This window comes from Oerskovia sp. Root22 (genome assembly GCF_001429135.1).
In the GTDB taxonomy this organism is placed as follows: domain Bacteria; phylum Actinomycetota; class Actinomycetes; order Actinomycetales; family Cellulomonadaceae; genus Oerskovia; species Oerskovia enterophila.
Map to the genome: position 1 here is coordinate 478069 of NZ_LMIL01000007.1, position 20181 is coordinate 498249.

At 71.5% G+C, this 20181-nt stretch carries 21 protein-coding genes; 8 read left to right on the forward strand and 13 right to left on the reverse strand.

From position 1 onward, the window contains the following. Positions 1-65 precede the first annotated feature (65 nt). Positions 66-1115 (forward strand): LysR family transcriptional regulator, encoded by a 1050-nt coding sequence (locus ASE15_RS07095; protein WP_056762430.1) that lies wholly within the window; start codon positions 66-68, stop codon positions 1113-1115. Positions 1116-1264: 149 nt separating this feature from the next. Here ASE15_RS07095 and ASE15_RS07100 read toward each other — a convergent pair whose 3' ends face one another. The 3 genes from ASE15_RS07100 to ASE15_RS07110 are packed head-to-tail and all read right to left on the reverse strand — an operon-like array spanning position 1265 to position 5089. Beyond that, on the reverse strand, positions 1265-2101 hold the full coding sequence (locus tag ASE15_RS07100; protein WP_369800571.1) for an HAD family hydrolase: 837 nt from the start codon (positions 2099-2101) through the stop codon (positions 1265-1267). Next, on the reverse strand, positions 2098-3597 hold the full coding sequence (gene gltX, locus ASE15_RS07105; protein ID WP_157277167.1) for a glutamate--tRNA ligase: 1500 nt from the start codon (positions 3595-3597) through the stop codon (positions 2098-2100). The genes ASE15_RS07100 and gltX overlap by 4 nt, the downstream gene beginning before the upstream one ends. 49 nt (positions 3598-3646) lie before the next feature. After that, positions 3647-5089 carry a PLP-dependent aminotransferase family protein gene (locus tag ASE15_RS07110; protein ID WP_056762432.1) on the reverse strand — a complete coding sequence of 481 codons (1443 nt, stop codon included), beginning with the start codon at positions 5087-5089 and terminating at the stop codon, positions 3647-3649. Between the two features lie 47 nt (positions 5090-5136). Between ASE15_RS07110 and ASE15_RS07115 the strand changes: the two genes are divergently transcribed. Beyond that, positions 5137-5610 carry a carboxymuconolactone decarboxylase family protein gene (locus tag ASE15_RS07115; protein WP_056762705.1) on the forward strand — a complete coding sequence of 158 codons (474 nt, stop codon included), beginning with the start codon at positions 5137-5139 and terminating at the stop codon, positions 5608-5610. A 75-nt stretch (positions 5611-5685) separates the two neighbouring features. Continuing rightward, positions 5686-7086 (forward strand): glutaminase A, encoded by a 1401-nt coding sequence (gene glsA, locus ASE15_RS07120; RefSeq protein WP_056648191.1) that lies wholly within the window; start codon positions 5686-5688, stop codon positions 7084-7086. 102 nt (positions 7087-7188) lie between these two features. On the opposite strand, the gene ASE15_RS07125 is transcribed toward glsA, so the two are convergent. Then, positions 7189-7971 (reverse strand): fumarylacetoacetate hydrolase family protein, encoded by a 783-nt coding sequence (locus tag ASE15_RS07125; RefSeq protein ID WP_056648194.1) that lies wholly within the window; start codon positions 7969-7971, stop codon positions 7189-7191. A gap of 143 nt (positions 7972-8114) precedes the next feature. Further along, positions 8115-8924: a class I SAM-dependent methyltransferase gene (locus ASE15_RS07130; RefSeq protein ID WP_056648269.1), complete on the reverse strand. Its 810-nt coding sequence runs from the start codon at positions 8922-8924 to the stop codon at positions 8115-8117. Positions 8925-9191: 267 nt separating this feature from the next. On the opposite strand from ASE15_RS07130, the gene ASE15_RS07135 reads away from it, so the two are divergent. From ASE15_RS07135 to crcB, 5 genes are all read left to right on the forward strand, one after another. Further along, a complete protein-coding gene (locus ASE15_RS07135; RefSeq protein WP_235534224.1) occupies positions 9192-10505 on the forward strand; it encodes a heparan-alpha-glucosaminide N-acetyltransferase domain-containing protein in 1314 nt (437 codons plus the stop codon). After that, positions 10502-11509 carry an aldo/keto reductase gene (locus ASE15_RS07140; protein WP_056762434.1) on the forward strand — a complete coding sequence of 336 codons (1008 nt, stop codon included), beginning with the start codon at positions 10502-10504 and terminating at the stop codon, positions 11507-11509. Before ASE15_RS07135 ends, ASE15_RS07140 begins: the two co-directional genes overlap by 4 nt. A 70-nt stretch (positions 11510-11579) precedes the next feature. Continuing rightward, positions 11580-12098, forward strand: coding sequence for a universal stress protein (locus tag ASE15_RS07145; RefSeq protein WP_056648199.1), 519 nt, complete (start codon positions 11580-11582; stop codon positions 12096-12098). Next, positions 12098-12547 (forward strand): CrcB family protein, encoded by a 450-nt coding sequence (locus ASE15_RS07150; RefSeq protein WP_056762436.1) that lies wholly within the window; start codon positions 12098-12100, stop codon positions 12545-12547. The genes ASE15_RS07145 and ASE15_RS07150 overlap by 1 nt, the downstream gene beginning before the upstream one ends. Beyond that, entirely contained in the window at positions 12544-12921 is a 378-nt protein-coding gene (crcB, locus tag ASE15_RS07155) for a fluoride efflux transporter CrcB (protein ID WP_056648207.1), read from the forward strand. The genes ASE15_RS07150 and crcB overlap by 4 nt, the downstream gene beginning before the upstream one ends. 47 nt (positions 12922-12968) lie before the next feature. Here the strand turns inward: crcB and ASE15_RS07160 are convergent, their stop codons facing one another. The 8 genes from ASE15_RS07160 to ASE15_RS07195 form a co-directional block, all read right to left on the reverse strand. Beyond that, positions 12969-13901 (reverse strand): urea transporter, encoded by a 933-nt coding sequence (locus ASE15_RS07160; protein ID WP_056762439.1) that lies wholly within the window; start codon positions 13899-13901, stop codon positions 12969-12971. Between the two features lie 94 nt (positions 13902-13995). After that, entirely contained in the window at positions 13996-15060 is a 1065-nt protein-coding gene (locus ASE15_RS07165) for an urease accessory protein UreD (RefSeq protein WP_082608670.1), read from the reverse strand. Continuing rightward, entirely contained in the window at positions 15057-15692 is a 636-nt protein-coding gene (gene ureG, locus ASE15_RS07170) for an urease accessory protein UreG (RefSeq protein ID WP_056648213.1), read from the reverse strand. Before ureG ends, ASE15_RS07165 begins: the two co-directional genes overlap by 4 nt. 85 nt (positions 15693-15777) lie before the next feature. Next, positions 15778-16458 carry an urease accessory protein UreF gene (locus ASE15_RS07175; RefSeq protein WP_231907726.1) on the reverse strand — a complete coding sequence of 227 codons (681 nt, stop codon included), beginning with the start codon at positions 16456-16458 and terminating at the stop codon, positions 15778-15780. Positions 16459-16496: 38 nt separating this feature from the next. Next, positions 16497-18221, reverse strand: coding sequence for an urease subunit alpha (gene ureC / locus ASE15_RS07180; protein WP_056648216.1), 1725 nt, complete (start codon positions 18219-18221; stop codon positions 16497-16499). Further along, the gene (locus ASE15_RS07185; protein WP_056648221.1) at positions 18221-18637 is read right to left on the reverse strand and encodes an urease subunit beta; all 417 of its coding nucleotides are present in this window, start codon (positions 18635-18637) and stop codon (positions 18221-18223) included. The genes ureC and ASE15_RS07185 overlap by 1 nt, the downstream gene beginning before the upstream one ends. Positions 18638-18714: 77 nt before the next feature. Further along, positions 18715-19476, reverse strand: a complete 762-nt coding sequence (locus ASE15_RS07190; RefSeq protein WP_157257442.1) for a sirohydrochlorin chelatase — start codon at positions 19474-19476, stop codon at positions 18715-18717. A gap of 192 nt (positions 19477-19668) precedes the next feature. Then, complete coding sequence (locus tag ASE15_RS07195) at positions 19669-19974, reverse strand: urease subunit gamma (protein ID WP_056648226.1); 306 nt, start codon at positions 19972-19974, stop codon at positions 19669-19671. Between the last annotated feature and the right edge of the window lie 207 nt (positions 19975-20181).

Here is a 20181-nt window from a genome sequence, read left to right on the forward strand (position 1 = left end):
TCAATGTGCCGCACCGGCCTTCTCGTCAGAAGGTCCAGCTGACGACCGAGCCATAGGATGAACCTATGGCCGCGAGCACCCCGCAGACACCTGCGAGCCCCCCTCCCCCACGTCGGGACCGGACCTCGCTCGGGCTCCTGGAGCTGCTCGTCGCGACCGACAGCCATGGCTCGATCAGCGCCGCGGCGCGAGCGCTGGGCATCTCCCAGCCGAGCGCCTCGGCAGGTATGCGGCGCCTCGAGAGGCACCTGGGGCTCGAGCTCGTCGCCCGCTCGACGCGCGGCGCTCGCCTCACCGAGACCGGGCGCGCGACCGCGACCTGGGCCCGCGAGGTCGTCGACGCCTCGGACCGGTTCGAGACCGCGGCCGCGGCCCTGCGCGAGGCCCCCTCGGCCCGGATACGGCTCGCGGCCAGCCTGACGATCGCCGAGTACCTCGCCCCTCGCTGGCTCGCGACGCTCGCGCTCGACGGCCTCACCCCGGTGCCCGGGGCCGGTGCGGGTCTGCCGGCGGGGCAGGGCAGCGCGTCGGGGACAGCCCGCGGGCCGTCGTCTCCCGACGTCGAGCTGCTCGTGCGCAACTCCCGGACAGTCATGGAGCTCGTCCTGTCGGACGACGCCGAGCTCGGCTTCATCGAGAGCTCGACCATGCGTCGCGGGCTGCGCAGCCGGACCCTGGCCCACGACGAGCTGGTCGTGGTCGTCGCGGCGCCGCACCCGTGGGCCGTGCGCCGGCGTCGCACCGCGACGGTCGAGGAGCTGTTGAGCGGTGGGCTCGTCGTCCGTGAGCGCGGCTCAGGAACGCGCGAGACGCTCGAGAAGTCGCTCGTGGCGGCCGGCGCCCGCCTCCCGGACCACCTGCCCTACCTGGGCTCGACCGCGTCGCTCAAGACCGCGGTGCAGTACGGCGGCGCGGTCGCGGTGCTGTCCCGGCTGACGGTCGCGGACGACCTGGCTCGCGGCACGCTCGTCGAGATCCGGGTGCCCGGCCTCGACCTCTCGCGGCGGCTGCGCATGGTCTGGAAGGACGGCACCGAGCTCTCGGCGGCGGCCAGGCGGATCGCGGCGGTAGCGGCTGGCAGCGCCGGGGCGTCGCACCCGAGGGCCGGGCGGTAGGTCACCTGCCACAAGCCACGGCGAGGTAGAACGTGCTGCGCGAGGTAGAACTCACCGCGCACTACCTCGCGCAGGACGTTCTACCTCGCGCCCGGCAAGACGTCGCACCTCGCACCGCAGGACGGGCGGCACAGGCAGAAGTCCGACGGTCAGCGCCCCGCGAGCACCAGGTCGCCGACCTCGTCGAGCGTCGCCACGACGTGCACCCCCGCCGCGCGCGCGGCCTCGGGGTCCTCCTCGTGCGGGCCACCACGCCGGGTGCCGGGACGGTCGATCCACACGCCCGTCAGACCTGCGGTGGCCGCGGCCCGCGCGTCGACGTCGAGCTCGTCGCCCACGTAGAGCGTGCGCGCCGGGTCCGTGCCCAGGCGCGCGCACGCCTCGAGGAAGACCCGCGGGTCCGGCTTGCCGAAGCCCAGGGTGTCGACACCCACGAGCATGGGCACGTCCGAGAGCCCCGACCGGGCCAGCTTGTCCGTCTGGAGCGCGACCGACGCGTTGGAGAGCGCGCCGACCTTGACCCCTGCGGCGGCGAGCCGCCCGAGGACCGGTGCGGCGTCGTCGTGCGCGCGCCAGCTCTCCTCGAACATGCCCCAGAAGACCGTCTTCCACGCCGCGTACCCGTCCTCGTCGAGGACCGCACCGCCGAACGTCTCCTGCAGCTCGTTCGCACGCAGCATGCGCTGCCCGTCGAACGTCAGCTCGCCGCGCGTGTACGCGCGGTACCAGCCGTGCGGGTCGCTCCGCCAGAGCGCGAGGACCTCGCCGTACCGCTCGACCGGCAGGTGGGGCAGGTGCACCGCACACACTGCGTCGATCGCGAGCGCGAACGCGCCGCGGGTGTCGACGAGCGTGTCGTCGACGTCGAACAGGACACCGTCCACACCGTCGACAGCACCGCCGGGCGCCACGTCCCCCGCGAGGGGAGCGACACCGTCGGGGAGCGAGGGCAGCACTGCGCCGGGCGACGGCTCGGACGCGGTCACAGCGACGCGCGCAGCGCCCGCAGACGCGCCAGGGTGGACTCCTTGCCGAGGATCTCCATCGACTCGAACAGCGGCGGCGACACGCGGCGACCCGTCACGGCCACGCGCAGCGGCGTGAACGCGAAGCGGGGCTTGATGCCCATCTCCTCGACCAGGACGGCCTTGAGCGCCTCCTGGATCGGGTCCGTCGAGAAGTCGTCCAGGGCGTCGAGCACGCGGATCGCGGCGTCGAGCACGGCCGGCGCCTCCTCGCGCAGCGCGGCGCGCGCCTCGTCCTCGACGGGCACCGCGTCGTCGGCCACGAACAGGAAGCCGAGCATGCCCTTGGCCTCGCCGAGCAGGACCATGCGCTCCTGCACGAGCGGTGCGCCCGCCGTGACGAGCGCCTGGTGCTCGGCCGAGAGGTCCGCGAACGAGTCGGCCGGGACGAACCCGCCCTGGTGCAGGTACGGGACCAGGCGGTCGCGGAAGTCCTCGGGGGCCAGCATGCGCAGGTGCGTCGCGTTGATGGCCTCGGCCTTCTTCAGGTCGAAGCGGGCCGGGTTCGGGTTGACGTCGGCGACGTCGAACGCCGCGACCATCTCCTCGACCGTGAAGATGTCGTTGTCCGCGGAGATGCTCCAGCCCAGCAGCGCGAGGTAGTTGAGCAGCCCCTCGGGCGTGAAGCCGCGCTCCTTGTGCAGGAACAGGTTCGACTCGGGGTCGCGCTTGGAGAGCTTCTTGTTGCCCTCGCCCATGACGTACGGCAGGTGGCCGAACTGGGGCATGACGTGCGCGACGCCCAGCTCGAGCAGCGCGCGGTACAGCACGACCTGGCGCGGCGTCGAGGACAGCAGGTCCTCGCCACGCAGCACGTGCGTGATGCCCATCAGAGCGTCGTCGACCGGGTTGACCAGCGTGTACAGGGGCTGGCCGTTGCCGCGCACGATCACGTAGTCCGGGACCGAGCCCGCACCGAACGAGATCTCGCCGCGCACCAGGTCCGTGAACGCCACGTCCGTGTCCGGCATGCGCATGCGCAGCACGGGCTCGCGGCCCTCGGCGCGGAACGCCGCCTTCTGCTCGTCGGTCAGCGTGCGGTCGAACCCGTCGTAGCCCATGGCCTTGGGGCGACCAGCCGCGGCGTTGCGGGCCTCGATCTCCTCGGGCGTCGAGAAGGACTCGTACGCGTAGCCGCCCTCGACGAGTCGGCGGATGACGTCCTGGTAGATGTCACCGCGCTGCGACTGGCGGTAGGGCTCGTGCGGGCCGCCGACCTCGACGCCCTCGTCCCAGTCCATGCCGAGCCAGCGCAGCGCCTCGAGGAGCTGCTGGTAGCTCTCCTCGGAGTCGCGCGCGGCGTCGGTGTCCTCGATGCGGAAGACGAACGTCCCGCCCACGTGCCGGGCGTACGCCCAGTTGAACAGCGCCGTGCGGATGAGGCCGACGTGCGGCGTACCGGTGGGCGACGGGCAGAAGCGGACGCGGACGGGCGAGGAACCAGGTGCAGGGATCACGTCCCACAGCCTATCGCCGCCAGGTGGCCGCGAGGGCGTGCACGGCCCGTCACGGGCCGCCGAGCGCCCGGACGAGCAGGTCGAGCGCCCGTGGGACCTCAGGCTCGGTGGGCGTTCCGTACCCGACGACGAGCCCTGGCACGCCCTGGCCCGGCACGTGCCGGTGCTCGGCGAGGCCCGTGACCTCCAGGCCGAGGTCGGCCGCACGCTGGACCACCGCGGCCTCGTCCACCGCGCCCGGGAGCCCGATGAGCGCGTGCAGCCCCGCAGAGATCCCGGAGACCTCGACGGCGCCTCTCCCGACCAGTCCCGCCAGTCGACCGACCAGCAGGTCCCTGCGTCGGCGGTACCGCCCCCGGACCGCCCGGACGTGGCGGTCGTAGCCGTGGGACTCGATCAGGTGGGCCAGGGCGAGCTGGTCGGCGCTCCCCGTCCGGTAGTCGGCGTGGGTCTTCGCGTCCACGACGGCGTCGAGCCACCGCTCGGGAACGACCATCCACCCGAGGCGGACAGCCGGTCCGATCGTCTTGGAGACGCTCCCCGCGTACACGACCTCGTCCGGGCCGATCCCCTGGACCGCCCCGACCGGCTGCCGGTCGTAGCGGAACTCGCCGTCGTAGTCGTCCTCGATCACGAGGCCTCCGGTCAAGCGCGCCCAGTCGAGGAGAGCGCGCCGCCGGGCGGGCGCCAGCGTCGACCCCGTCGGGTACTGGTGGGCGGGGGTCACGACGACGGCGCCCACCTCGTCGAACCCCGCACCTGCGAGCAGATCGGCTCGCGCCCCGTCCCCGTCGACCGGGAGCGCCCGGACCTCCAGGCTGGCCCGGCGGACGATCTCACGGTGGAACCCGAGGCCCGGGTCCTCCATCGCGACGTGGCGGACGTCGGCATCGTGGAGCACCTGGGCGACCAGCGCGAGCGACTGGGCGTACCCGGTGGTGACCACGATGCGTCGGGGGTCCGCCACGACACCGCGGGTGCGTGCGAGGTACTCGGCGAGTGCCGTCCGCAGCTCGGGCCGACCCCGTGGGTCCCCGACCCCGAACGCCTCGGTCGATGCCGTGGCGAGCGCGGCCCGGGTGGACCTGGACCACGCGGCGCCGGGGAACGTCGTGGCATCGGGGCTGCCCGGTACGAGGCGGAGCATGCGCACCGGACGCAGGTCCGGCACCCGTCGCTCGGGAGGCCCCTGGGGGGCACCGCTTGCCGACGAGACCCGCGTGGCATCGAGTGCGGCGACGCGGGTCCCCGACCCTGCCCTGGCCTCGAGGTACCCCTCGGCGACGAGCTGGTCGTACGCCGCAGTGACGGTCCCGCGAGCACAGCCCAGGTCGTGCGCCAGAGCCCGGGTCGAGGGCAGTCGGGAGCCGGGGGCGAGCCGTCCTGCACGGATCGCGTCACGCAGCGCGCCCTCGAGACCGGACCTCTTCCCGGTGCCGCCGCCCATCTCGAGGTGCAGGTCCGCTCCGGAAGTGGACCACTGATCATTCATGCAAACGGACCTTACCGCTGGTCCGTGTGCTCCGTACCGTCGGACGCATGACCACTGAGACCACGCTCCAGACCGTTCCTGTCCCCTCCCGCCTCGCCGTCGACGAGCTCGCTCCGCTCATGAGCCGCGCGATGGCGTCGTTCGCCGCCGCGACCCGGAAGTCCTCGATCGAGCCCGCGCTGCTCGACCTGGTCTCGGCACGCGCTTCGCAGATCAACGGCTGCGCCTACTGCGTCGACACGCACAGCGCCGACGCGATCGCCGCGGGCGAGGACCTCCGCAGGGTCCTGAGCCTGTCCGTCTGGCGGGAGACACCTTTCTTCACGGCTCGCGAGCGCGCGGCGCTCGCGCTGACCGAGGCGGCCACCCGGTGCGCCGAGGGTCCGGTGCCCGCCGAGGTCGTCGAGGAGGCTGCCGAGCACTTCGGCCCGGCCGAGCTCGCCGAGCTCGTCTGGGCCGTCGCCGCGATCAATGCGTGGAACGTGGTCGGGGCGACGCTCCACCCCTGGCCGCTCGACTGACACGACCGTCCCGGTGCCCGGTGCGGCCGTCGCCCCACCGGGCACCGAGCACGCCCCGCGGGCACAATCGCGTACATGTCCTCCTCCTCGCAGTCCACGCCCGACCCGGGCCGCACCGGTGCGAGCGAGCTCATCGCCGACGCGCTCGCCGCGGTCCACGAGGCGTTCCGCGACCTCGACGAGGGCACGGTCGCGACGTACATCCCCGAGCTCGCCACGGCCGACCGCTCGCTGTTCGGCGTGGCCCTCGCAGGAGTCACGGGCAGCATCTACACCGCGGGCGACGCCGACACCCCCTTCACCATCCAGTCGCTGTCCAAGCCGTTCGTGTTCGCGCTGGCCCTCATGGACCGGGGGCTCGCCGAGGTCCTCGAGCACGTGGGTGCCGAGCCGAGCGGCGAGGGGTTCAACTCGATCCGCCTGGACCCCGCCACGGGGCGCCCGCCCAACCCCATGGTCAACGCGGGCGCGATCGTCACGACGTCCCTGGTCCGCGGGGACTCCGAGGAGGAGCGCTTCGCACGCATCCTCGACCTGCTCGGCGCGTTCGCGGGGCGCCCGCTCGACGTCGACGGGCGCGTCTACGTGAGCGAGTCCGAGACGGGAGACCGCAACCGCGCGATCGCCTACCTCATGCACAGCGCCGGCTCGCTCACCGCGGGCGTCGAGGCCACGCTCGACACCTACTTCCGCCAGTGCTCGGTCCTGGTCACGGCCCGCGATCTCGCGGTGATGTCGGCGACGCTCGCGAACGGGGGCGTCAACCCGGTCACGGGCGAGCGCGTGGTCGACGAGGTCGTGACCGAGTGGGTCCTGGCCGTCATGGCCACGAGCGGCATGTACGACTACGCGGGCGAGTGGCTGCTGCGGGCGGGACTGCCGGCCAAGAGCGGGGTCTCGGGCGGGCTCGTGTCGGTGGGCGTGGGGCAGTTCGGCCTGGGCCTGTTCAGCCCGCCGCTCGACGCGCGTGGCAACAGCGTGCGCTCGGTCGCGGCCGCGCAGGAGATCTCGCGGCAGTTCGACCTGCACCTCATGCACCGCCCCGACCGCGACGTGCCGACGCTCTACCGGAGCACGCGCGCCGACCGGCTGCGCCAGCTCGCGCACCGCACGCCCTCCCAGCTCCGCCGGCTCCGCGACCTGGGCTCGGCGATCTCGGTGCGGGCCGTCCAGGGCACGGTCGAGTTCGCGGCCGCCGAGACCATCCTGCGCTCGGTCGACGAGCTCCCCTCGCCCCTGCCGAGCGGCGAACGATGGCTGATCCTCGACCTGCACCGCACCTCGCGCGTCGTGACGCTCGGGGCCCAGCTCCTGCGCGGGCTCGTCGCACGCCTGCAGGGGCAGGGCGTGCACGTCGTGGTGGTCGACCCGTTCGAGCGCGGGTTGCTGCCCGGGGTCGACCAGGAGCTCACGACGTTCGAGGGCGCGCAGCGCTGGTGCGAGGACCGGCTGCTCGAGGCGGCACGGGCCGCCTGACCCGGGGCGCTCGACCGGGCCGACGCCCGTCGTCGGCCGAGAGAGGGCCGCCGTCCCGCGAGGAACGGCGGCCCTCCGCCCCCACGACGGTCAGGTAGGACGTCAGTTGCGGCGGACCACCGGGTTCGCCAGCACGCCCAGGCCCTCGACCTCGCACTCGACGCGGTCGCCCGCCTCGATGCGGCCCACGCCCGCGGGCGTGCCCGTGAGGATGACGTCGCCCGGGAGCAGCGTGAACGCCTCGGAGATGTACGACACCAGGTAGGGGATGTCGAAGATCATGTCGCGCGTGCGGCCGTCCTGGCGGATCTCGCCGTTGACGCGCGAGCGCACCGCGACGTCGTCGATGTCGAGGTCGGTGTCGATCCACGGGCCGAGCGGGCAGGCCGAGTCGAAGCCCTTGGCGCGGGCCCACTGACCGTCGGTGCGCTGGGCGTCGCGTGCGGTCACGTCGTTCGCGATCGTGTAGCCCAGGATGTACGACGCGGCGTGCTCGGGGCTCACGTCCTTGGCCATGCGGCCGATCACGACCGCGAGCTCGGCCTCGTAGCTGACCTCCTCGGAGAAGTCGGGCAGCACGATGGGGTCGTCCGGACCCACGACCGAGGTGTTGGGCTTGAAGAAGATGAGCGGCGACGTCGGGACGTCGTTGCCCATCTCCGCGGCGTGGGCCGCGTAGTTCCGGCCGACCGCGACCACCTTGGAGCGCGGGATCACGGGCGCGAGGAGGCGGACGCCGTCCCCGAGCTCGATCCGTTCGCCCGTCGGCAGGACGGGCATGTAGAGGGGGTCGCCGTTGAGGACGGCGAGATAGGTCTTGCCCGCCTCCTCCTGCACGAGGGCGTAGCGGGGGTCTTCTCCGGTGGTGAATCTGGCGATGCGCACGAGCCCAGCCTACCGACGAGAAGGCCGCGGTCCCCTGGGCGGGGATCCGCGGCCTTCTCGTGGTGGTCGTGGTGGCGCGTGCGGCGCGTCGCGCCTGCGGTTCGTCAGCGTGTCCGTCGCAGCGGCGAGGCCCGACGGCGGCGCTAGGCCCGGGCGAGCACCTCGCCGTTGAGGACGGCGAACCATCCGGCGGGCTCCTCTGCCCAGCGCAGCCACTCCTGCGCGAGCTGCTCGAGGGCGACGTCGTCCGCGAGCGCCGACTCCTTGGCCTGGACGGCGAAGTTGGAGGCGATGCAGCGCTCGGCCCACAGGCCGCCCCACCAGGCGCGGTCGGTGGGGGTCGAGTAGCACCAGACGCCGGCCGACGGCACGATCCCGGCCGGGTCGAACCCGGCCTCCTGGACCCAGGCGAGGAGGCGACGGCCTGCGTCGGCCTGGTAGCCGTAGGCGTGCGTGACCTCGTGGTAGAGCTCGTTCCACTCGGTGAGGCCCGCGGACTCGGGGTACCAGGTCATGGCGGCGTAGTCGGCGTCGCGCACGGCGACGAGGCCGCCCGGCTTGGCGACGCGCTTCATCTCGCGCAGCGCGGCGAGCGGGTCGGAGAGGTGCTGGAGGAGCTGGTGGGCGAACACGACGTCGAACGTGTCGTCCGCGAACGGCAGCTCGTAGGCGTTGGCCTGCTGGAACGAGACGTTGCTCAGTCCTGAGCCGGCGGCGAGCTCACGGGCGCTGTCGAGCACCGCGGCCGAAGCGTCGACACCGATCACGGTGCCTCCGGGCACGTGCCGCGCGAGGTCGACGGTCACGGTCGCGGGACCGCAGCCGACGTCGAGGATCGAGTGGTCGGGGCGCAGGTGCGGCAGGAGGAACCCGGCGGAGTTCTCCGCGGTGCGCCACCGGTGCGAACGCAGGACGGACTCGTGGTGGCCGTGGGTGTACGACTCGGACTCCATGCTGGGAGTGCTGCCCAGGGCCCCGGTGGGGGCATCGGGTGCGTGGGTGTCGGGCGAGGCGTCGACGGTGACGTCCTGGTCCGGCGTGGGGGTGTGGGTCATGCTTGCACGGTAGAACGCTTCCACGGTTCCCACAGCCCCGTTCTCACATCATGGGCGGTGGAGGGTCGGGGTGCGGGTCGCGCGTCGTCGCGAGGCCCGGTCGGGCGCCCCCGCGGCCGGTGCGTCCTGCACGTGCGAGCCGGCTCCGGGGGGCAGGATTCTCCCGTGACCACCCCCGCGGCCGACCTGTCCCTCCCGAGCCTCGCGACGCCGTCGGGCGGGTTCTGGCGGCGGCACGCCGACCTTCTCCTGCCCGCGGGAGACCGCGTCCCCGGGGTGGACCTGGCGCGCGGGCTCGCGATCCTCGGGATGTTCGCGGCGCACGTGGGCGTCACGTCGGACGACTTCTCGACCGGGGAGGGCTGGCTCTCCCTGGTGCACGGACGGTCCTCGATCCTGTTCGCGGTGATCGCGGGCGTCTCGCTCGCGCTGGTCTCGGGGCGTCGCACCCCGCTGACGGGGGTCCCGGCGCTCCAGGCGCGCACGCGCATCCTGGTGCGGGCCGTCCTGCTCCTCGCACTGGCGGGCCTGCTCGACGTGCTCGGCACCCCGGTCGCGCTGATCCTGGGCTTCTACGCGGCGTACTTCGTCCTGGCGCTGCCGTTCCTGCGGTGGTCGCCGCCGCGGCTGGCGGGTCTCGCGCTGGTCGTGGCGGTCCTGGGGCCACCGGTCGCGTACTGGTGGCCCGAGATCATGCTGCGGGCCGAGCTCTGGCTGCCGATGGACGGCTCGGGCGCTCTGACGGACTTCCTCCTGACGGGCACGTACCCGGCCCTCGTGTGGATGGCGTTCGTGCTCGCGGGGCTCGCGGTCGGGCGGCTCGACCTGGCCTCGCGCCGTCTGCAGGTGTCGTTGCTCGGGGGCGGCCTCGTGACGTCGTTCGTCGCCTACATGGCGTCGGCGCTCGTCACGGGCAGCTGGCTGACGGCGGTGCTCGCGGGGAGCGGCCCGACGGCACTGATCGAGCAGCAGGCCGCGGACGCGTCGGGCGTCTACCAGCCCGAGCCGCTGCCGTGGTCCGCTCCCCTGCCGACGCCCGAGTACCTGTGGCTCGCGGGGCCGCACACGAACACGACCTTGGAGGTCCTGGGATCGGGCGGGTTCGCGCTCGCGGTCCTGGGCCTGTGCCTCCTGCTGGGATCGAGCCGTGCGGTGCTGCGCGTCCTGGCCCCGCTCGCGGCCGTGGGGTCCATGGCACTGACGGTGTACTGCCTGCAGGTCCTCGCGATCTGGGCGTGGGAGGACCAGCTCATGAGCGCGACCGGCAACGGCGAGCTCGCGCTGCTCGTCGTTGCGAGCCTGGTCTTCGCGACGGTGTGGCGCTGGGCGCTGGGGCGCGGTCCGCTCGAACGGTTCGTGGGCTGGGTGGCCGGGCGTGCGGCGTCGATCCCCGCGGCACCGGCACCGGATCCCACCAGCCGGGACGACGGCCCGACGGCGCCGCCCACCCCGCGAGGCGACGTACAGTCGGGCGCATGACGACGTCTTCACCCACCGCCCCTGTCCGCCCCGAGGTCCGTCGCCTCGGCTCGTCCGGCCTCGCGGTCTCCGCGATCGGCCTGGGCTGCAACAACCTGGGCCGCCCGCGCACCGCGACCGAGACCCTCGAGGGCTCGACGGCCCTGATCGACGCCGCGCTCGACGCCGGCATCACGTTCTTCGACGTCGCGGACGTCTACGGCGCCCGCCCCGGCCTGAGCGAGGAGCTGCTCGGCAAGGCGCTGGGCAGCCGCCGCGACGACGTGGTGGTCGCGACCAAGTTCGGCATGCCCATGCACGGCGCGAACGGCGAGGACTTCCGGGCACGCGGCTCGCGCCGGTACGTCGTCAAGGCCGTCGAGGCGTCGCTGCGGCGCCTCGGGACCGACTGGATCGACCTCTACCAGTTCCACACGCCGGACAAGCGCACGCCCGTCGAGGAGACGCTGTCCGCGCTCGACGACCTGGTCCGCGCGGGCAAGGTCCGCTACGTGGGGCACTCGAACCGTGCGGGGTGGCAGATCGCCGACGCCGAGTACCAGGCGCGCCTGGCGGGCACCGTCCGCTTCGTGTCGGCGCAGAACCAGTACAACCTGATCGACCGCGAGGCCGAGCTCGAGGTCCTGCCCGCAGCGAAGGCGTACGGGCTGGGCGTGCTGCCGTTCTTCCCGCTCGCGAACGGCCTGCTGACGGGCAAGTACGCGGACGGCACCGGGCCCGACGACGGCCGCCTGGTCCACAGCAAGCCGCACCTCCTCGAGTCCGCGCCCTGGCAGGCGCTGAAGGCGCTCCACGCGTTCGCGCGCGAGCGCGGCGTGACCGAGGTCGAGGTCGCGTTCGGGTGGCTGCTGGCCCAGCCGCAGGTGTCGAGCGTGATCGCGGGAGCGACCCGGCCCGAGCAGGTTGCCCAGAACGCCGCGGCCGGCGCCTGGGTCCCGTCGGCCGACGACCTCGCGGCCCTCGACGCGATCTTCCCTCCGGCCCGCAAGGTGGCGCCGTTCTGAGCCCCGCGAGGACGGGGCGACGGGCCAGGGTCACCGGGCACCCCACCCCGTTCCGACCTACCCTCGAAGCATGGGAGAGAACACGGGGCTCGACCCGCAACCAGTCGTCCTCGGCGTTGCCCCCGGGCAACCCGACCACATCCTCCACGACGCGGCGCGCTTCGCGACGCAGTTCGGCACCGAGCTGATCTGCGCGCACGTGAACGCCGGTCGCTTCGCGGTGTCGGAGGACTCGGCCGGGGCGGTGACGTCGGCCCCGATCGACCCGGACTACCACGACGAGCGCGAGGACGCGTTCGACCCTGCGCTCGCGGCCCGTCTCGCCGCGGTGCTCGACCCGAGCGGTGTGCGCTGGAGCACGAGGCTCCTGGTCGGGGACACCGCCGATGCGCTGGCCCACCTCGCCGAGACGGTCGACGCGGCGATGATCGTCGTGGGCACGCACGAGCGCGGGTTCGGCGGGGGCGTCCAGGAGTTCTTCAACCGCTCGATCGCGGTCCACCTCGCGCACCGGCAGAACCGGCCCGTGGTGGTCGTCCCGGCCCGACCCCCCGGGGTCGAGTCGCCGCTGCCCTGGGTGACGCGCTGATGGCCGCCGCGACGAGGCCCAGCTACCTGCGCTGGGCCTCGATCGGTCTCGTCATGATCGGAGGAGCGTTCGGCGCCGCGGGGCGCGAGGGCGTCTCGCTCGCGGTCCCCGACATCGACCAGCTGCCCATCGCGATCCCGATCGTCAACATCGTCGGAGCGTTCCTGCTGGGCTACCTCTACGAGGCCGTGGCCCGCCGCCTGCCGGGCGATCCTCGTGGCCCCCGGCTCAAGCTGCTCCTCGGTACCGGCTTCTGCGGCGGCTTCACGACGTACAGCTCGCTGGCCACCGACACCGCGGTCCTGCTCGACAAGTCGCGCGTCGACCTCGCCCTGATCTACGTCCTCGCGACCGTGCTGATCGGTGCGGTCGCGACCTTCACCGGGATCGTCGTGGCGACCAAGGTCAACGCCCAGAAGCAGACGACCGACGAGGGGACGAAGCGATGACCCTCGGCATCTTCCTCCTCCTCGCGATCGCCGGTGGCCTGGGAGCCGGGACGCGCTTCGTGGTCGACGGGCTGATCCGCTCGAAGGTCAAGACGGCCTTCCCCTGGCCCACCGCGATCATCAACATGTCGGGCTCGCTCGTCCTGGGCGTCCTGACCGGCCTGGTCGTGAGCAAGATCGCCTCGACCGACGTCAGCGCCGTGATCGGCACGGGCTTCCTGGGCGGGTACACGACGTTCAGCACCGCGAGCTACGAGGCCGTCCAGCTCATCAAGCAGAAGCGCTACGGGACGGCGTTCGCCTACTCGATCGGCATCCTCGTGGTGTGCGTCGCGCTCGCCTACGTGGGCTACCGCTGGGGCGCCTCGCTCTGAGGAGCCGGTTCGTCGCCGTCGGGCCGTGCGTGCCGTGGGAACGCCGCTCAGGACCGCTTGAGCGCCGGGACGAACGCCGCGATGATCAGGAACACCCACGTGGTGAGGATGTAGGGCCACGTGTAGACCGGGCCGCTCGTGAGGTCGTGCATCAGGAGCGTGACCGCGGCCGTCGCGACCGTGCCGATCAGCGCGTAGACCCAGGACGCGGTCGTGCTGCGCAGGAAGACCACCGCGAGCGCGATCGCCGTCAGGACGCCCGAGTAGCCCTCGAGCCCGTTGGCCGTGTTCTGCAGGTTCTCGCCGAACGCCAGGGCGCACAGGCTCCCGACGACGCTGCCCATGACGGCCGCGAGGCCCACCTTCCACGAGGCGACGAACAGTCCCAGCAGGATCAGCGCGCCGCCCCACAGGCTGTTGACCAGCACGACCTCCGACACGTTGGTCAGCAACGAGCGGAAGAAGGCCGTCGTGGTGTCGTCGGCCACGTGCGTGCCGGCCGAGGAGACGTGCAGGCTCGTGGTGGTGACGTACATGATCCCGGCGACCGTGCAGAACGGGGCCGTGGTGGCAGGCAGCGCGAACCGCTTGAGCGGCTCGGTGCCGAACAGCCATACGAAGAACCACGTCACCGGGGCGCACAGCAGACCACCGATGAGCGCGACCACGTACGACCACGCCTGGTCGCCGCCCATCGCCGCGAACACCGCGGCACCGACCAGCGCGCCGCAGAAGCCCTGCAGGCCCATCTCGACGTTGTCCGCGCCGACCTTCATCAGGTAGCCCGCGGCCGTCGAGGCGACCGTCCCGACGACGACCAGCAGGGCCATGCGCCAGTCCGCGACCACGAAGGCCGCGAGGATCAGCAGACCTGTCCAGACGTTCTTCTGGAAGAAGATCTGCGACAGGCCGTGGGCCAGGGAACCGGCAGTCACCGCCGCCGCGTTCGAAGGTGCTGTCGCTGCGTTCGTCGCTGACATGTCATCTCCTTGCTGGTCGGGTGTCGGGTCGAGCGGTCGGTGGGGCGGGGGCGTCCTGGGTCAGGAGGGACGAGGCCTTGGCGTTCATGGGACCTCAACTCTTCCGGATCAGCGGAGCCTCGACCCCCGTGAGGAGCAGGCGCACCGCCTGCCAGGCCGCGGTGTTCGCGTGGGCCACCGCCTCGGTGTCGTCCCCGACGATCCGCACCCAGACGCCCGTGTCCCCCGGCAGGGCGCTCACGCCGAGGAACAGGTCCTCCTCGAACCGTTCGGCGAGCACCGAGTGCAGCAGGTCGGCGAGCTGGGCCGCGGGGGCCAGGGGCGTGAGGACGTAGAGCATCGACAGCACGTCCCTGTCGCCGAGCACCGCGAGGCCACCGGTCTGCCCGTCCTCGGGCGTGAGCCGCACGCGGTCGAGCGCGACGATCTTCCCGTCCGGTCGCCGGACCTCGAAGTCCGAGGCGAAGACCGTGTACCGGTGCCGCTCGTCCCGTGCCAGTCGGCCCGCGAAGACCGTCTCCCCTGCCACGAGCGTGGCCGACTCGTCGAGCGTGACCCGCGTCCGCTGGTAGAGCCGCGAGTCGGCGAACGGGATCACGGGATCGGGCAGGTACTCGGCGTACGCGCCCGCACCGACCTCGATGTTGGTCTGGGCGACCGCGTAGTCGTGCTCCATCCGGTACACCTTGGTGTGCGCCGACGTCGTGACGTGCGCGGACGTCCCCGGACCGAACGTGAGGTCCGTCCGGAGCCGGTCACCCTGGAGGATGCCCCCGCCCGTCGACATGAGGTACGTGTACGGCATGTCGGGGCGCAGCGGGTCGTAGTACAGCGGACGCATGATCTGGAGCGGCGACTTCTGGTAGTGGTGGACCACCTCGGTGCCGCGTTCGTTCTTGCCGAACTCGATCTCGAGGAGCCCCACCTTGCCCGGACTGCCCGTCGCCAGCGTGTCCAGGGTGCTGCCGTGCTGCAGGACCTCCCGCGGGACACGGTCCGGCTCGTAGTGCGGGGGCTGGAGGCGATAGCCGCCGTAGGCGTCCGCGCTCGCCCACGAGTCCCCTCGGGGGCCCGCGGGTCCCGGCGAGCCGGTCGGCTCGCCGGGCACCGCGTGCAGGGGTGCCGCTTCCGGCACGTCGGTCACGAGCTCCGCACTCATCCGACGAGCGCGCTTCGTCGGCCGTTCCACAGCGTGAAGATCTGCTCGTACAGCTCGTCGAGCCCCTGCCCCGTCAACGAGTTGGTGAGCACGACGGGCTTGCCGTCGCGGACCCGTCGCGCGTCCGACTCCATGACCCCGAGGTCGGTCCGCACGTACTGCGCGATGTCGATCTTGTTGATCACCAGGATGTCCGACTCCGTGATACCCGGACCCCTCTTGCGGGGCATCTTCTCGCCCTCCGAGGTGTCCAGCACGAAGATGAACACGTCCGCGAGCGAGGGCGAGAAGGTGAGCGTCAGGTTGTCGCCCCCCGACTCGTAGATCAGCGTGTCGACCTCGGGGAACTTCTCGAGCATCTCCGCGCCCGCCGCGAGGTTCATGGTCGGGTCGTCGCGCACCGCGGTGTGCGGGCACGCCCCCGTCTCGACGCCCACGACCCGCTCGGGGTCGAGGATCCCCGCGAGCTCGCGTCGCACGTGCTGCGCATCCTCCTGCGTGTAGATGTCGTTGGTGATGACGGCCGGCTGACGCCCGGCCGCGAACAGCTTGGGCACCAGCGCCTCCGTGAGAGCGGTCTTGCCCGAACCCACCGGTCCGCCGATGCCGATCCTCAGGACGTTCTCGCTCATTCGACTGCCTCGTCTTTCTCGTCTGCCTGTATCTCTTGTCTACGTCTCGTCCGACGCCCTGTCCACGGTTCCTCGCGGGCACCGCTCAGCTGGCGAACAACCGCGCCTCGGCACGCTCGTGCTGTGCCGACATCACGTCGGCGAGAGGCACGCACCCACCCATGTCCGTCAGGTCTCGCGTCACCGCATCGGCCGTCGCGGCCTCGATGACCGGCCCGACGGCGTGCAGGACCACCTGTGCGTGCCGGTGGTCCGTGAGACGCAGGCGCAGGGCCGCACCCACGAAGCTCACCGCGAACGCGAACATGTCCGACGCCACCGCCTGCTCGGTGCTCACGCGGGTGCCGGCGTACGCGACCGCGGTCGCGACGGGCTGACATCCCGGCGTCTCCTTGGCCGTGATCCGTCGCCCCCACTCCTCGAGCTCCGGCCCCCCGATCGCCTCACGGGCGATGTCGGTGAGCTGGTGCCCGCTGCGGACCGAGGCCTTGCGCATCTCGGCGTTGAGCTTCGAGGCGAAGAGCATCTGGTCCACCTCCTGGACCCGGTCCCAGTCGGCGTCCATCGCCGCCTCGTGGGCCCGGGCGAGCGCTGTCGCGTCGCCCGGGCCCACGGAGTGGAGCAACAGACCCGTGAGCAGCCCCTCGACGTCTCCGCGGTCGACCAGGCGCGCCTGGCTGAACCCTTCCAACCCGTGCGACATCGTGTAGAAGCCGCTCGGGAAGGCCGAGTCCGACAGCTGGAGGCTGACGAGGAGGGCACTCACGTCGGTCCTCGTCCGGGCCGTCTCGATCATGACCATCCTCAGGCGAGGAAGAAGAGCTGGGTCATGGGCAGGGACTCGGCCGGCTCGATGTGCGCGGGCTTCCCGTCGAACGTCACCTTGTACGTCTCCGGGTCGACCTCGATCACGGGTGCGACGTCGTTGCGGACCATGTGCTCCTTGCCGATCCCCCGGCAGCGGCGCACGGGCAGGACCTGGCTCTTCAGGCCGAGCTGCTCCGGGACGCCCTTGTCGATCGCGGCCTGGGACATGAACGTGATGCGGGTCTTCTGCAGTGCCTGCCCGAACGCGCCGAACATCGGCCGGTAGTACACGGGCTGGGGCGTGGGCAGCGACGCGTTCGGGTCGCCCATGAGGGCCCAGTTGATGAGACCGCCCTTGACGACGACCTTGGGCTTCGCGGCGAACGAGTCCACGGGCCACAGCACGATGTCGGCCATCTTGCCGGGCTCGAGCGAGCCGACGTAGTCGGAGACGCCCTGCGTGATCGCCGGGTTGATCGTCACCTTCGCCAGGTAGCGCAGGACACGGAAGTTGTCGTTGTCCCCGGTCTCCTCGGGCAGCGGGCCGCGCACCGCCTTGTTGTGGTGGGCGGTCTGGAAGGCACGCGTCACCGACTCACCGATACGCCCCATGGCCTGGGAGTCGGACGAGAACATCGACAGGACACCCTCGTCGTGGAGCACGGTCTCGGCCGAGATCGTCTCGGCACGGACACGCGAGTCGGCGAACGCGACGTCCTCCGGGATGTCGTGCGACAGGTGGTGGCACACCATGACCATGTCGAGGAGCTCGTCGACCGAGTTCACGGTGTACGGCAGCGTCGGGTTGGTCGAGGACGGCAGCACGTTCGGGAAGCCCGCGGCCTTCATGATGTCCGGCGCGTGCCCACCGCCCGCCCCCTCGGTGTGGTACGTGTGGATCGTGCGGCCGTCGATCGCCGAGATCGTGTCCTCGACGAAGCCCGCCTCGTTGAGGCTGTCGGTGTGGATCGAGACCTGGACGTCGAACTCGTCGGCCACCGTCAGCGCGTTCCGGATCACCGCCGGGGTGGCCCCCCAGTCCTCGTGCACCTTGAGCGACGAGGCTCCGGCCTCGATCTGCTCCACGAGCGCGGCAGGCAGCGACCCGTTCCCCTTGCCGTGGAAGCCCATGTTGACGGGCATCTCCTCCGCGGCCTGGATCATGCGGTGCAGGTGCCATGCGCCGGGGGTCGTGGTGACGCCGTTCGTCGCGTCGGTCGGCCCCGTGCCGCCACCGAACAGCGTCGTGATGCCGTTCGAGAGCGCGGCCTGCGCCTGCTGCGGCGAGATGTAGTGCACGTGGGAGTCGATCGCCCCGGCGGTCGCGATGCAGTGCTCACCGGCAAGGACCTCGGTCGTGGCGCCGACCACCAGCCGCGGGTCGACGCCGCTCTGCAGATGAGGGTTGCCCGACTTGCCGATACCGGCGATCTTGCCGTCCTTGACGCCGATGTCGCCCTTGATCACGCCGAGGACGGGGTCGAGGATGATGGCGTTGGTGATGACCAGGTCGAGCGCACCCTGAGCACTGGTGGCCTGCGGGTCGGCGGCCATGCCGTCACGGGCGCTCTTCCCACCGCCGTAGACGACCTCGTCGCCGTAGTGACCCTCGTTGTAGTCCTTCTCGATCTCGATCACGAGGTTCGAGTCGGCGAGGTGCACCTTGTCACCGGTGGTCGGACCGAACAGGTCCGTGTACTGCTTGCGGGAGATGATGGCCATTACTTCTTCCCCTTCTTCGCAGCTCCGGTGGTCCGCGCTGCCGGCTTGCCGTCCTTGAACTGTCCCTCGGTCATCCGCGCGAGCGAGTCGATCCGGGTCTGACCCGAGTCGAGCCCGCCGTCGACCAGGTTGTTGAAGCCGACGAGGTGACGGGAACCGGAATAGGCCGTCAGCGTGACCTCTCGGGTGTCGCCTGGCTCGATGCGCACGCCGGTGCCGGCGGGGATGTCGAGGTGCTTCCCGTACGCCTTCTCCCGCTCGAAGAGCAGGGCACGGTTCACCTCGAAGAAGTGGAAGTGCGAACCGATCTGCACCGCGCGGTCACCGGTGTTGCTGACCTTGAGCGTCACCGTCTCCCGGCCCGCGTTGATCTCGATGTCTTCGTCGGTGTGGTGGTACTTGGGGCTACCTAGCATCGTTCTTCCCTCCACTTGCTGCTGTTCGCGTCGCGGCGCTGCCTTCGACGCAGTGACCAGACGGTCTCGACGACCGCTCAGTGACGATGGGTGAGTACCTCGTCGTTGGAGGCGCCGTGGGCTGCAGGTGCCTCGTGATGCTTGCTGTCGTGCCCGTGCGCGGTGTTAGCCGGGGCGTGCGCGGGCTCCCCTCCGCCGTGCGGGTGCGGGTGCGGGTGGGGATGGGGATGCGGATGGGCATGACCGCCCTGGCTCTCCTCGAACGCGTGGGAGTGCGCGTACCCGTGACCGTGGTCGGCGAGCAGCCCTGTCTCGATGCCGTCGTGCCCGTGGCTCAGGCTGTGCCCGGCGGCAGCGAGCCGCTGCCGGACGACCTGGAGGATCGCCTGCTCCGACATCAGCGGACCGTAGAACCTGGCGCTCGCGAGCTCGCCGATCCCCCACGGTGCGGAGCTGGTCCTGGCGAATCCGGCCGGGACCACGACGGACTCCTCCGAGCCCAGCAGCCGGGCACGACGCACCGCGTCCGCGACGTCGCCGTCCTCCTCGACGCATGCGACCTCGACCTCGAGTCCCGCCCCGTGCGTCCGCACCAGGTGCGCCACGCGGTACAGCTCCGCATCGTCGAACGGGTTCGACGCCCGGGCCGTGATCACGAGGGCCGCGCCGGGTCGGCGCTTGGCCGTCTCGGTAGCGGCCTTGCGGAGCCACGCGATCAGGTGGTCGATCGTCCCGAAGTCGTCGCACAGGACCACTCGGCCCGCACCGTCCCCCGCGCTCAGCCACTTGAGGGTCTTGGCCACGTCCGCGACCATCGTCGGGTTCCTGCCGAACGTCATGGGCAGTACCGCAACCGGTGCGTCACCGGAGGTGAGCAGTGCACTCACCGTGTTGTGCAGTACGCGCCCCGCCGGCGAGACGACCACACCGGGCAGTGCGTCCCGGAGGAATCCGAGGTCAGCCCCGTCATCGCTCTCGTGCCCCCCGACGACGACGAGCCGCGCTTCGTCGTGTGCCCCTGCCGACATATGTCAGGCCGCCACGGGGTCGTGACACGAGACGAGCTTGCTGCCGTCGACGAACGTCGCCTCGACCTGGAGAAGGGAGAGCCTCTCGCGAACGCCCGGCATGCAGTCCTTCTCGGAGACGACCTTCTTGCCGAGCTCCATGCACTCGGCCACGGACTTTCCGTCCCGTGCGGCCTCGAGAATTGCTTCCGAGATCAACGCCTGCGCCTCGCTGAGGTTCAGCTTGGTACCACGCTCACGACGCTTCCGCGCGAGATCTGCCACTTGGTACACATACAGCTTGTCGATTTCTCGTGGGGTGAGATTCATTGCCTGCACGACCTTTCGGGGTGCGACCGGCAGCCGGAAGCCATCGGTCTTCGCGTCTGATGTCTTCGACCCTACGCGGGGCGCACGGGACTGCAACCCGAGGAGAGAAAGGGCTCTGAGCAGGAGTTTTATCGCCCGTGAATCCCGACCTAGATGCGACGTAGTCGCAACAGATCGTCATCACAATTCACCCGAAACGATCATGCC